A 12,900-nucleotide genomic window follows, 5' to 3' on the forward strand; every position below is an offset into this window, starting at 1 on the left:
CCCCCCCTTCCCCCCCCCCCCCGGGGGCCCTGGGGGCGGGGGGGTGGGGGTTTAAAAAATTCTGTGGGGGGGGGGGGGGGGGGCCTTTGGCCCCCGCACCGCCCCCGAAAACCCCCAAATATGGACAAAGCACTAGCCTTACATGGAGACAAGGATAAACGGAGGTGGCGGGGGGCTACCTTCGGCGGTTCCCGCCGCCCCAAATCCGATATGTCTGAATCCCGGGGGAGGACCCCATCCCGCTCTCGGCGCCCCTGGTCCCCCGCGTTTTCACGGGTTGCTTCCCCGACACCAGATGGAATCGCCTTGATCCGGGCAAGCGGAATGGAATTCCTCATCGCATCTACTGCACCGATATCTCCCTGCGCTTGCTTCCCATCTTCCCCACTGGAAACACTTCCCGAATCCGGGCGGATTCCTCTGGGGTGAAGGGCCGTAACCCCCACCATGCCAGTCCATAACTGAGGACGCCCAGCGAAAGCGCCAGGGGGGGCGCGATCCCCCAGAGGGCTCCGGTCAACCCCACCATGACCCCTCCAGCGATCAAAGGCCGACCCAGGATCTCCCCCCATGGCAGCGGTCCCATGGTTCGACGCAGATCGTAATAAAACGCCATCCCTTCCACGATCTCTGACAGGATCGTGATCACTGCCGCCGCCGGGTAGCCGAAGATCGGGATGGTGAGCAGGTTGGCGATGGCGTTGAACCCCAGGGCGATGAGAAAGGCCTTCGTCTGGTAGCGCTGGCGGCCCAGCGCCACCAAGACATAGTTGATCAGGCTGTTCATCCAGCCGATGGGGATGGACCAGATCATGATCCGCAGGGCGATGGCCGCATGGGGAAGATATTGAGAACCCCCCAGAAGCCAGGAGAGGGGCTCCGCGAGGAACGTGAAGAGCGCGGCCGTGAAGACCGCCACCGCCACCAGCCCCTTGAGGGTCAGGATCGCAGAACGCCGCATGGCCTCCGGCGCCCCCGCTGCCTGGCGGGAGATCACCGGGAACACAGCGAAGGTCGTGTAGGCCGGGATGATGTTCAGCGCGTCCAACCACTTGTAAGCTGTGCTATACCACCCCACCTGAACATCGCCTTTCAACGCCTGGAGGATCGGCACGTCGATCTTGAAGAACAGGGTGGCCAGGAGGTGGTTGAGCATCAGGGGGCCCGATTCCCGGACCATCTCCCGGCGCAGGGCCGGGTCGTTCTCCCAGCGGGGGCGGAAGAACAGGCGGAAGGCGATGCCGCTGAGCAGCGCGAGGGTGATCAGGTTGACGACGATCGATGAGGCGGCCAGGCCCACGAAGCCACCCCCCGCCAGCAGGATGGGGACGCCGAAGCCCACCTTCAGGAGCACGGTCACCACCGTGAGGGCGGCCGGGATCTCAGCCTTTTCATAAACGTAAAAGAGCGCGGTAACCCCGGTGGCGAGGCTGGCCGGGACCTGGGCCAGGGCCAGCAACAGGATGGCCAGGGCGGTATCACCGGAGAGCCGGAAGGCACCCAGCCAGAGGCCGGTGACGCCGAGCAGCAGCGGCATCCAGGCCATGAGCAGGATCAGCCGCACAGCAGAGCTGTTGACGAAATAACGATTCACGGCCTCCGGGCGTTTCGCCCCCTCCCGGGTGAGCCAGACGTTCAGGCCGAAGTTCGAGAGGATCTCATACCAGCCCACCAGCACGATCGCGAAATAATACTTTCCCGCCGCCTCCGGCCCCAGGATGCGCAACATCAGGGCGGCGAAGGCGAAGTCGATCAGGCGGGTGAAGAGGTTCAGGGCCATGGCGGTCAGGCTGTTTTTCAGTACCCGCAGGGCGGTGGAGCGCTCCACCTCCGCCCGATACAGGCGCCCCCAGGCCCAGACGAGGAGCATGAAGAGGGCCGCCATTCCCCCGATGAAGGTCGTGAAGAACCCGAGCTTGACCGACATGGGACTGTAGCGAAAGCGCACGGTCCAGCGGCCGGGAGGAAGGATCACCGCGCGGAAGAGGCCGTTGGCGGCGTAGATCTCCAATCGCTGTTCTTCCCCCTCGCTCCCGCCAATGGGCCGTCGGTAGGCGACCCATCCCGGGAAGAAGGTGTCGGCCAACACCAGCCACGAGGGCTCCTCCACGGCGGCATCGATCCACACCTCGTTGATCCCGTAGGCCGTGACCGTGGCCGGGCGCGGCGTCCCGCGGGTTCCCCCGCCTTCCACGCCGGGGACAGGCTGATCCACCACCACGTAGAATCGCGGATCGAACTGCTGCAGCGCCGCCGTGGGATCCGGGTGCACCACCGTAGCGGCCAGGGGAAGCGTCCACGCCCGGGGCATGGCCCCCTCGTTCCGATATACCCGCACCTCGCCGTCGTAGACCAGGGTGTATCGCGGCGAGGCGATGGTTTCCTCGGTGATCACGTATTTGACGTTCAGGGCGTCCAGCAGCGGCGAATCCAGGGCGCTGGGGTCCGTGAGCGGCGCGATGCGATTGAAGAGGAGCTCGTGCTGGGTCTGGATGACCGAAAGATAGGCCACGTAGCGCTTCAGGATGATGGAATCGTAGCCCCGGATGTCCTGGAGATCGTAGAGCCACGGCCCGTTGGCGTTGAACGTCTTCCGTCCGTGAGGATCGAACGTCGTCAACCGCCACAAGCCATGGTCCCCCTTCAGGAAGCGCACCACCGGCGGCTCGTAGGCCAGCCAGCGGGGATCCGCCGCCGGGTTGAATCCAGCCCCTGCTTGAAGCAGATCCGCCGACAGCATCCCGATGGCCAGCCCCGGACCCCAGGGCCGCCGCCGGAGCAGGAGCAGCGCCAGGCCGCTTCCGACGGCGACGATCCCGAAGCGGAGCAGGTTCCAGAACTGGTAGGAGAAGAACGTCCGCCCGTCGGGGAAGGCCTCGGGCGCCTTGGCCAGGGCATACAGGGCACGGTCCGCAAGGGCCAGCGCCACGTCGGGCACGACCCAGCGGGCGAGGCCCAGGGCGGCCAGCGTCACCATCCCAGCGCCCAGCATCCCCGCGGCGATCCACCGCCGCCCGTGCCCATCCTCCCGCGATATCGAATCGAACCCGGCCCCCGCCAGGCCGGCCATCGCGAGGGTGAAGGGCCAGATCCAGCGGAACGGGGAGTGCAACTGGTTGATGCCGGGCAGGCCGTAATACAGCAGCGCATACGTGGGCAATCCAAAGGCGAAGGAGAGAGAGAGGGCCGCCAGGAGGACCAGGAACCCCATCGGGACACCGGACCCGCGAAACGACCGATAGCGGATCAGGGCCAGGAGGGCGAACGCCCAGGGCAGCAGCCCCAGGTAGGCGCCTCCTTCCACGTAGTTCTTGATCCCCCAGTGGCTGGTGAAGGCCCCATTGGGGTTGGGCTGGCCGTAGGCGTTGACCGTGAACAGCACCCACGCCCCGGTGAACACATCCCGCACCCCGTGGTGGCTGGGATTGCCGTAGAAATCCGGCATGAGGAACACCAGGAGATGCCGCGCGGGATAGGCCCACCCCAGCACCTGCTGCAGCGTGGCCGTCCCCTCGCGGAAGTTCTCCCGCACGACCTCATAGAGAGGGATCCACTGGGCGGCGCCCAGGGCGACCCCCAGGGTCAGCGCCAGGCCGGTCCATCCCAGGGTGGCCAGGGCCCGGATCCGCGGTGGGCCGTCGGGTCGGCGCAGGGCCCGCCAGGCCCCCCAGAGGCCGTAGCTAACGCCAATCAGGACCGTGTAGTAGGTGATCTCTACGTGGCCGGCCAGGATGTTCATTCCCAGCGCGAGAGCCGCCAGGACCGCCCACGGTATGGCCGCGCGATGGCCGAGCAGAGGGCGCCGCTCGATCATCGCGTGGAGGGCGGCGAGCAGATAGGGAAGCCAGGCCGCGCCCGCGACGATCATGGGGAACACCAGGCTGACCACCATGAAGGCGCTCAGCTCGTAGGCAACTCCAGCGAACGTCGCTGCGGCGCGGCGGAGCCCCCAGGTTCGGGCCAGCAGATACATCCCCAGCCCAGCGAGGAAGAGCTGCAGCGCGTTGAAGAGGCCGTAGGCCTGAGGGATCGGGAAAACGAAAAACAGCGTGGTGAACGGATAGAGGGCGGAGTGCTGGCCGTTCGCCAGAAAGGGCGCCCCGGCGAAGAGATAGGGATTCCAGAGGGGGAGCTCCCCCCGCCGGAGGGCGGCCGTCAGGAACCGCTTCCAGGCGTAGTTCTCCAGCACCAGGTCAGAGAGCAGCGCGTTATGGGGGACCGTGATCCCGAACGCCTGCGCAGCGGCCCGCCAGGGCTGCCACTCGTAGAGATTATCCGCCGGGATCAGGGTTCTGGCCCCGGTCAAGGTCGGGCCGAGGAGCAAAACCGGCAACCCGGCCAACCACAGGATCGGCCCGAGCGCGGAAAGGAGATCCCTCCATCGCCACATCGCGCCTCTGTCCCATCACGGATAATAGTGTTTGGTCAGCTTTTGGAAATCGAACACCATAGGGTTGGGCCCTATTTATCCCTTTCCGGCCTGCACCAGAGGAGTGAAACAACAAGCCCCAAAAGCGGACCCAGCGCCCACTTATTATATGGGCAGATCCGGAAATCACGGCGGGGCCCATCTTCGACGATCCTCAGAGATGTGCCTATAATGATTAAAAAATTTTACGAAATTTGGAGGCTTTATGCGGATCTCTCTGACCCCTTCGGAATGGCGATGGCTGGGCAACGGATTGATTCTTCTGGGCGTGCTGAGCTGGGCCCCGTTCCTGACCGCCATGGCCATGGGAGAAGACTGGCCGTTCCTGCCCTTCCTCGCGGCTCACCTGACCGGCGTGCTGGGGGGATGGCGGTTGCGGGCCCGGGCGGCCGCGATGGAAGGGATCCAACCTGCCCCGGAGATCGGCCCCCGGCGGCGCCTGCTCAGCCGCCTGTTCATCTATCTGGGGGTGCTGGCTTGGGGGCCCTATTTCTACCAAACCCGGGTGCTGGGGAACGAAGTCGAGATCTCCCCCTATCTCGCTGCCCACCTCACCGGGGTCCTCAGCGGCGTGGCCCTGCGCCTGAGCGTGGAAATCGAGCGGCGTTGGCGTCTGCGATCCTCGTCCACCCTGGGATCCAGCACGGATCCAGAATACTAACGAAAAATCGACAAAGCGCTATCGGACCTGATGGGCTGGATATCGTTTCACATCCTCCATCCCTTTCCGGACGTTCACGAACGGCAGGATCAGCATCCCGGCGATGAAGTAGAAGATCAGCGCCAGGATGCCGTAACGCAGGCTGCCGAACCACTGGTTGACCAGCCCGAAGATCAACGGGCCGGTCCAGGATGTGCCTCGCTCGGAGACCTCATAGAAGGAATAAAACTCCGCCTCTTTGCCCTTTGGGATCATTTGGGCGAAGAGGCTGCGGCTGATGGCCTGGGATCCGCCCAGAACCAGGGCGATGAAGGCGCCGAGGATGAAGAACTCGACCACCCGTGTCTCGCCCCGCAGGCCGCCGTATCCGTAGATGATGACGGCCGTCCAGATCAGGAGGCTGGCCAGAAGGGCAGGCTTGGCTCCGATGCGGGTCGCCAACCATCCCCAGAACAGGGCACCCAAGAAGGCTACGAACTGGATCATCAGGATGGCTAAGGTCAGCGTCTGGGTGTCCAGCCCCACGCCACCGCGGGCCAGCGGAGCGGCGGCGAAGGTGGAGGACACCGCGATCACCGTCTGGATGCCGTCGTTGTAAAGAAAATAGGCCAGGAGGAACTTCAGGGTCTCCGGGAAATGCCGCAGCTCGCGCAGCGTGCCGATCAGCTGTTTGAAGCCTACGCTCAGGTAGGTTTCCCCCGGGGGCAGGGGCCGGACAGCGTAACGCGATCGCAGGCGGGCCCAGGTGAAGAACGAAAAGCCCAGCCACCAGACCCCTGCCGATGCCAGGTTGATGCGCACCGCCAGGTCCGAGGGAATGCCGAGGGCTCCCCGGAACATGTAGAAGGCCAGGTTCAGGGCCAGCAGCAGGCCGCCGCCCAGATAGCCCATCGCCCAACCATACGAGGAAACCCAGTCGCGCCGATCCTCGCTGGCGATGTCGGGCAGATAGGCGTTGTAGAAAACCACCGCCGCGCCGAAGGCCAGATTGGCCACCACGAACAGCAGGCCGCCCAGCCACCAGAGGTCGCCGGCCACAAAGAACATCAGGATGGTGGCGGCCGCGCCGACGGTGGCGAAGAACTGCATCATGCGTTTTCGGATGTGGGAATAATCGGCGATGGCCCCCAGGATCGGGAGGAAGAGCACCTGGAGGAAGACGGAGATCGAGACCGCGTAGGGGAAAAACGAGTCGGGGGCGATGGGGATCCCCAGGAGACGGGCGTTGCCGTCGGGATAGGCGCGGGCCGCTTCCGCCGCCAGGGCGGCCAGATAGGGGCCCAGGAAGACGGCGCTCACGGTGGTGCTGAAGGCCGAGTTGGCCCAGTCATACATCGCCCAGCCGAAGATCTCCCTTCGGTCGTTGACCCTGAGAGCCGATGGCATGGCAGATGCCGTTGCGTTCATCTCCACCTCCGTGCTCTACCGAAAGGATGGGATGCTTTCTGGGTGTTGGATCCCGGCCACCGGAGGAGGACCCCGTGGCATCCGGCGGTTCCTTTTGCCGCTTTCCGGAGCCTCAGCATGGCTTCCCTCCCTCAGCAAGCCGGCAAGGCGGATTCCGCCCATCGCATCCCTCGCCCCGCCTTCGGGGTTCGGGGTCCTGTTGAGGGAAACTCCCTCCACACCGCGGAAGGCACCTCGAGGGATTTCAGCGGGATTCAGCGGGAGGTGGCGGCGCGGATCCCGACCCGCAGGGTCTCACCGTTCGTCCACGCCCAGGCCATGTGCGGGGTGTTATGGGCGATCCCGATGCGCCCCATTCGATCCACCCCGATCAGCCCGCCGCGGCCATCCACCCGTTCCTCCAGCAACCGGATCGCCGCCTCCACGGCGGTCTGGACGGTCAGCCCCAGGGCCATGAAATCGCAGGCGGTCTTGGAGATCACCACCCGCATCAGGGTCTCCCCCCATCCGGTGGCCACAACAGCCCCCACCCGATCGTCCGCGTAAGCGCCGCAGCCGATGAGGGCGGAATCCCCAACCCGCCCGGGCCACTTGTTCGACATCCCGCCGGTAGAGACCGCCGCCGCGACATGACCCGCCGCGTCCAGGGCGACGGCGCCCACGGTGTCCATCGGCTCGGCCAGAGCCTGGGCCAGGACCTCCCGGAGATCCGGCGGGCCGTTCCGCCACAGGGCCTCCCAGCGCTCGCGATCCCGCGGCGCCACCAGCTCCGCGTCATCGGCCGTGGGCAGCCCGAGCAACTCCGCAAGGGCCTCCGCACTGGGGCCAACCAGGAGCACGTGGGGGGTGCGTTCCATCACCGCGCGGGCCAGCGTGATGGGGTTTCGAACCCGGCGGACGGCCGCCACTGCTCCCGCGCGCAGCGTTGTGCCGTCCATGATCAGGGCGTCCATCTCCACCGTCCCCACCCGGGTCATTATACTGCCCCGCCCGGCGTTGAAGGTGGGATCGTCCTCAAGGGCCCGCACGGCGGCTTCCACCGCATCGAGGGCGGAGCCGCCGGCGCTCAGGGCCGACCATCCCGCCTGCGCCGCCCGACGGCACCCCTCCATCGCCGCTGGATGGCGCTCCTCCGGGATGGTCCCCGCGCCGCCATGGACGATGAGGATCGGTTGAGGCATGGTGGGCTCGCCTCTGTAGGAAATCCACCTCCAAGTCTTGAGCCTTCAACCCCGGAAGTCCCGCAGAGCCTCCAGAAAGATCAGGCGATGTCGTGTAAAAAATCCAGGAATGAAGACCGCTCTGCCACCCCGGATATGAGATCCCAGGTGTATAAAGCCCGCGATATGGATCTGGAATCATGGGCAGATAGGAACCCAGTTCCGCATCACGAGGGGCAGATAAAGGCGATAGGATCCTGGAAGCAAGGGCGGGGAGGATGCAGGGGGCTGGGCGGCCCACACGGCCTCGTAGGCGTCCAGCCGGCCATATCCGAAGAAATCATCCCGGCCCGCGACACCCAGATCATCCGCCGTCGACAGGAGCAAGTCACACACCCCATCAGGTGTCAGCGTTGGCCTGCGGGACCACACCAAACCCGCTACCCCTGCCACGTGAGGTGCGGCCATGGAGGTGCCGCTCGCCCAAAGATACAGGTAGCCATACGGATAAACGTTGGAGGGATAGGTAGACAAAATGCTCACCCCTGGTGCAGCAATGTCGACGTAGGAACCGTAGTTGGAGAAACTGGCGCGCTGGTCGCTGGAGTTGGTGGCCGAGACGCCGATCACGCCGGGATACGCAGCGGGGTAGAACGGCGCGCTGGTATTCCTGTTCCCTGCCGCAGCCACCAAGAGCGCGCCCCGACTTCGAGCATAAGAGACTGCATCTGCAAGCGCCGAGCTTGGATACGATCCGCCCAGGCTCAAGTTGATGATCGTGCGCTTGCCATGCGCCGCGCCCCAATCCACGGCATATCGAATCCCATCCGCCACATCCGTGTCGTATCCCGATCCCTCTTGATCCAGCACCTTCACCGCCAGCAGATCGCAGTGCCAGCATACTCCCGCTATGCCGACGCTGTTGTTCGTGTTCGCCCCGGCGATCCCGGCCACGTGGGTGCCGTGGCCTTGATCATCCATGGGATTGGAGTCGTCGTTGACGAAATCATAGCCCAACCAGATCCGCGAGGAGCTCAGATCGGGATGGGTGTAATCCACCCCTGTGTCGATGACCGCAATCCACACCGATGAGCTGCCGGTGGTCAGATCCCAGGCCTGCGGGGCGCGGATGCGGGGGAGATTCCACTGATAAGACCCATAATAAGGGTCGTTGGGCGTCGCGGCGATCCGGACCTCCCGCTCGACTTCAGCGATCTCAACGGCCGGATGTCGGCGCAGCTGTTCGGCCACCCTCTCCGGATCCTGCCCGGGGGGCACCGGGATGCGCCACCAGCGGGGGACCGCGAGGGCCTCCGCGTTCGGGAAGCCGGCCACAGCGAGGGCGGACCGGAAGGCCCCTGGCGCGACAGCGTCCCTTCGCTTCACCACCACGCCGGGCCGACGGGGGATCGACGCGGCCTGGGGCCGCGCAGGTGGGGGAGGCGCTGCGTCCGCCGGAACCGGGGAGGGGAGACAGCGGCCATCCTCCAGGGGGAGAAAACATTCGGGGCCCGCTGAGGTCGGGGCTGTCTCTGAGGAGCCCGATGCTGGAGCTCCTGAAAAAGATCCGATCAGAACGATCACCCCGAGAAGTAAAAGCCATCTCCCATGTTTCATCCGTCGCCTCCCGAAGGGTGAAATCTCAACCCGTCGATGGTTGGCCATCCGCGGATCTCTCTATCCGCAAACCCCGCTGAAGGCAGAGATCCCATCGCGCGTTATCCGAACACCTCCGCCTCGAATCGAAAGAGCCGGGCATCCGGCCATTGCCAGGCGTCCTCCGGCAGGCCGGCCTTGAGGCAGAGGGCCCGCAGGAAGGCCCCGCGATCCCAGCCCTGTTCCACCGGGACCTGAGGGAGCAATAGCCCACTGTGACCCGCCGCCAGGATGAACAGGCCGTCCCGTCCGATCTCGATCTCCTCCGGGCGTTCCACCGGGCGCAACGGGGAGAGAACGCTGATCTCATACTCCAGATGGGGCAACTCCTCGGCCGTCACCGGCGGGAAGCGGGGATCGTCTAAGGCGGAAAGGACGGCCACCCGCTGCACGGCGTAGGCCAGGCCCGAGCGCGGCCAGATCTCCCCACGGCATCCCCGGAGACGCCCCCCTTTGGTCAGCGTGACGAAGCAGGCCCTCGGCAATTCTAAGGCAGAGGAGGAAACGCGAAGCTCCGGCAGGGGCTTCCCGCGCACCGCGTGCTCCACCGCCTCCCGCGCGATTTGGAGAAGCGTCCGCCGATCCTCCTCCCCCAGGGGGGGATCCGGCTCCCGGGCGAATCGGATGGCGGCGTAGCCCACCACGTGATCCTTCCGCCCGTAAGGGACGTCGCTGGAGTTGGCGTATTTCAGGAGAGCGGCATGTGTCGCCCCGATGCGCTTCGCGTAAGCCATGGCCGTCAACACCGGCCCCTCGCCGCACATCAGCGTCGCCAGCCCGGGGATCCGCCGGGCCATCCACTCGGCGATGGTATGGCGGACCAGCTCGGGATCCAGGGAGAGGATCGCCCCGACGGTGCTGAGATCCACCTGGCGCGCGTGCTCATCCCGCGGATAGTGGGAAAGGTCGCTGCTGGCAATGACCACAGCCCGGCGGCTCGCCAGGAGGCGGGCCAGGGCCGCCGCGAGGGCCTCGATGTTCTCCAGGGAAGGCTCCCCGATCATCACGGGGACGAAGCGGAGGTCGGGGAACAAGCGCTGGAGGAAGGGGATCTCCACTTCGATCGAGTGTTCCTCCAGATGCACTTCTGGGATCGCGCGGAGGGGCGGGCCCGCGCTCAACAGGGCATCCGCCAGCTCCTCATCGATCGGCACCTCCCCCAGTGGGGTCCGCCAGGCGCCCCGCGCCCACACCGAGATCTCGCGGAAAAACGGTTCCACGTGGTTGGTGCCCAGCACCACCACCGCATCATAGGATCGGTCGATTAGCTGTTTGAACCCCCACGCGGCGACGTGGCCCGAGTAGATGTAGCCCGCGTGAGGCACAATCAGCGCGGCGGGCTCCGGGTCGTAGCGCGGTGCCTCCTCGAGCAGACGATCCACCATCTCCCTCAGCGCCTCCGGATCCGCCGGATAGAAAGCCCCGGCCACCGCAGGCTCCCGGATCTCCATCCTCACGCGCGCCATGGCTGCTCCTTTCTCCCGTTCAGGGACACCCGGCCCAGGGCGAACGCCAGGCCTCCCCTGCCGCCGGGGAAGCGAAGCGCCGGCCGCGCCCGCTTCGGTTCCCCGCCGGCATGGGCCCTTCCCACCCCGGCTCGAAGGCACACCCTCTCTCCTTTCCCCACTCGTGTATTCGTGCCCCAATTCGCGGACGGCCGCCCTTCTCTACAAAATCGCGATCTCCCAATCCACCACCATGACATCCGGCCGGCTGGCCTCGATCCAGCGAACGGCGCTTTCCAGGGTGGCGTGAGTATGGCCGGCGTCGTTGGAGATCGTCGCCAGGCCCAGCCGGGCGGATTGTGGGAAATCCTGATGATCGATTTCAGCGGCCGCCACGTTGAAAGACTGGCGCAGGTGGGCGATCAGAGATTTCATCACGCTGCGCTTGTCTTTGAGGGACTGCGCGCCGGGTAGATGCAGATCCACCGTGCACATGCCAACGACCATAGAGCGTATCCTCGAACCGTGTTCTCTCCGCGCTCCTGCAAGCCTGGCCGATCATTTAGGCCGCGCCGTTGGGGGATCCGCCGAATCCAGTAGGGGCGAAGCGCCGCTTCGCCCCTACATGGATCCCACCTCACTTCTTCGGAGAACGCTCAGGCGCTCCCGCCACTCCGGGATGCGCGCTTGCTCCTCCGGAGTCAGGCCCCCGGGTTGCGTTTCGATGGCGAGGAGGCTCCGGAAGGCCTCCAGGATGGCCGCCGCTGCTTCCTCGAACGCCACAGGGCGGCCCGCCGCTTCTTGAAGGGTGATGGTCCGGCGTCGAAGCCGCTCGGGATCCGGCCCGTTCTTGAGATAGCGCGCGATCGCCCCGGGATCTCCCGCCAGGGGAAGCGAGCCGTGCTGAAGGACCACCCCCTGGTGGCGCCACTGGGCACTTCCCATGATCTTCCGACCGTTGACCGTCAGCTCGTAATCCGTCGGCACCTCGAAACACACGAAGCCGCTGCCCCGGGCCACTGGATCCAGGCGGGGGGCCAGCGCCACATCGGAAACCCCCAGGGCGCGCAGGGCATGGGCGAAAGCTTCCGAGAATCGACGAAACGTCTCTAACACCCCGCCCATCGCCCGGAGATCCGTTTCCGGGAAGACAACGCTGTAGGTCAACTCGTTCGCGTGGAGGATGGCCCGTCCGCCCGTTGGCCGCCGAACCACCTCCACGCCCTCCGCCTGACAGCGTTGGAGATCCACTTCCGACACGGACTGGCGGCGTCCCAGGCTCAAGCAAGGCGGTTCCCAGCAGTAAAAGCGCACCGTGGGCGGGGCTTTGCCCTCGGCCACCGCCTCGACCATCGCCACATCGATGGCCATATGGGTCGCGCCATCAGCAGGCGGCGACCACAGAAGGCGCCAGCGTGGAAGGGAGGAGCTCATGGACGAGACAGGCGATCCCTCAGCCATTCGACGAGGACTTCCTCCAGCTCCTGACGGCACTCTTCGAGGGTCTGCCCAACCGCATAGACCTCGGGGTAGACCTCGATCTCGCCATAGTAAGTGCCATCCTCCAACTGGCGATAACGGGCCTTCTCCATCGCGGCTTCCACAAGGGCGGAAAACATCTATCCACTCCCGGACAGCCAAGATTACCTCCTCCTATTGATTTTAACCCGTCCGTTAACCAGGTCGGTAGAGGCAAAAAATGGTTCGCCCTCATCACCCGTCTCCCCATGGGGGAAAATGATGGCAAACGAAACGTAGGGGCGAAACATTTTTCGTCCCTACCATCGACGCCGCGCGGGACTTCTAAAACCATCGACTCGGTGGTGCGTGGCCTCAAAATCGGCGTCACCAAATAGTTTCGGCAAAACACCTCCATCTACCCAGTCTGGCAACGCAACCCCTATGAACACACTATCCGCACTGAGCGAGTCCGAAACGCTATCCGTCGTTATATCGCCGACCTTTCTCCCCCCTCCCCACGGCCCCGAGGGCCGGGGGGAGGGGGGAGCAAAAAAAATCTTTCGGGGGCGGGGAGGGGGGCAGAGGCCCCCCCAACGCCCCCCCACAACCCCCAAAAAAAAAAAAAACAAAAAAAAAAAAACGGGTGGGTAAAACAAACCACAGGGGATGTTTCCCCCAAAA

The 12,900-nt window shown here is 65.3% G+C and carries 9 protein-coding genes and 1 pseudogene; 2 read left to right on the plus strand and 8 right to left on the minus strand.

Translation table 11 applies throughout. From position 1 onward, the window contains the following. Positions 1 to 343: 343 nt before the first annotated feature. Entirely contained in the window at positions 344 to 4,390 is a 4,047-nt protein-coding gene (locus NZM16_RS06750) for an oligosaccharide flippase family protein (protein ID WP_295479495.1), read from the minus strand. Between the two features lie 244 nt (positions 4,391 to 4,634). On the opposite strand from NZM16_RS06750, the gene NZM16_RS06755 reads away from it, so the two are divergent. Then, a complete protein-coding gene (locus NZM16_RS06755; protein WP_295451159.1) occupies positions 4,635 to 5,090 on the plus strand; it encodes a hypothetical protein in 456 nt (151 codons plus the stop codon). A gap of 18 nt (positions 5,091 to 5,108) precedes the next feature. Here the strand turns inward: NZM16_RS06755 and NZM16_RS06760 are convergent, their stop codons facing one another. The 7 genes from NZM16_RS06760 to NZM16_RS06790 form a co-directional block, all read right to left on the minus strand. Further along, positions 5,109 to 6,497 (minus strand): MFS transporter, encoded by a 1,389-nt coding sequence (locus tag NZM16_RS06760; RefSeq protein WP_295451162.1) that lies wholly within the window; start codon positions 6,495 to 6,497, stop codon positions 5,109 to 5,111. Between the two features lie 254 nt (positions 6,498 to 6,751). Next, positions 6,752 to 7,678 carry an isoaspartyl peptidase/L-asparaginase family protein gene (locus tag NZM16_RS06765; protein WP_295451165.1) on the minus strand — a complete coding sequence of 309 codons (927 nt, stop codon included), beginning with the start codon at positions 7,676 to 7,678 and terminating at the stop codon, positions 6,752 to 6,754. Positions 7,679 to 7,855: 177 nt separating this feature from the next. After that, on the minus strand, positions 7,856 to 9,274 hold the full coding sequence (locus tag NZM16_RS06770) for a S8 family serine peptidase (RefSeq protein ID WP_295479498.1): 1,419 nt from the start codon (positions 9,272 to 9,274) through the stop codon (positions 7,856 to 7,858). Between the two features lie 101 nt (positions 9,275 to 9,375). Beyond that, entirely contained in the window at positions 9,376 to 10,779 is a 1,404-nt protein-coding gene (amrB, locus tag NZM16_RS06775; protein ID WP_295451170.1) for an AmmeMemoRadiSam system protein B, read from the minus strand. A gap of 201 nt (positions 10,780 to 10,980) precedes the next feature. Further along, entirely contained in the window at positions 10,981 to 11,265 is a 285-nt protein-coding gene (locus NZM16_RS06780) for a DUF503 domain-containing protein (RefSeq protein WP_295451172.1), read from the minus strand. A gap of 114 nt (positions 11,266 to 11,379) precedes the next feature. Next, positions 11,380 to 12,219, minus strand: coding sequence for a lipoate--protein ligase family protein (locus NZM16_RS06785; protein WP_295479501.1), 840 nt, complete (start codon positions 12,217 to 12,219; stop codon positions 11,380 to 11,382). Continuing rightward, entirely contained in the window at positions 12,189 to 12,377 is a 189-nt protein-coding gene (locus NZM16_RS06790) for a type II toxin-antitoxin system HicB family antitoxin (protein WP_295451177.1), read from the minus strand. The genes NZM16_RS06785 and NZM16_RS06790 overlap by 31 nt, the downstream gene beginning before the upstream one ends. Before the next feature lie 171 nt (positions 12,378 to 12,548). Here NZM16_RS06790 and NZM16_RS14020 point away from each other — a divergent pair. Beyond that, positions 12,549 to 12,719 (plus strand): annotated as a pseudogene (locus NZM16_RS14020) (transposase); the annotation flags it as partial. Between the last annotated feature and the right edge of the window lie 181 nt (positions 12,720 to 12,900).

This window comes from Thermoflexus sp. (assembly GCF_025055495.1).
Classification (GTDB): Bacteria; Chloroflexota; Anaerolineae; order Thermoflexales; family Thermoflexaceae; genus Thermoflexus.

Coding starts and splice junctions, on each gene's coding strand:
- amrB (WP_295451170.1), bottom strand. CDS start 10,779: ATGGCGCGCGTGAGGATGGAGATCCGGGAGCCTGCGGTGGCCGGGGCT.
- NZM16_RS06760 (WP_295451162.1), bottom strand. CDS start 6,497: ATGAACGCAACGGCATCTGCCATGCCATCGGCTCTCAGGGTCAACGAC.
- NZM16_RS06755 (WP_295451159.1), top strand. CDS start 4,635: ATGCGGATCTCTCTGACCCCTTCGGAATGGCGATGGCTGGGCAACGGA.
- NZM16_RS06785 (WP_295479501.1), bottom strand. CDS start 12,219: ATGGCTGAGGGATCGCCTGTCTCGTCCATGAGCTCCTCCCTTCCACGC.
- NZM16_RS06780 (WP_295451172.1), bottom strand. CDS start 11,265: ATGGTCGTTGGCATGTGCACGGTGGATCTGCATCTACCCGGCGCGCAG.
- NZM16_RS06770 (WP_295479498.1), bottom strand. CDS start 9,274: ATGAAACATGGGAGATGGCTTTTACTTCTCGGGGTGATCGTTCTGATC.
- NZM16_RS06765 (WP_295451165.1), bottom strand. CDS start 7,678: ATGCCTCAACCGATCCTCATCGTCCATGGCGGCGCGGGGACCATCCCG.
- NZM16_RS06790 (WP_295451177.1), bottom strand. CDS start 12,377: ATGTTTTCCGCCCTTGTGGAAGCCGCGATGGAGAAGGCCCGTTATCGC.
- NZM16_RS06750 (WP_295479495.1), bottom strand. CDS start 4,390: ATGTGGCGATGGAGGGATCTCCTTTCCGCGCTCGGGCCGATCCTGTGG.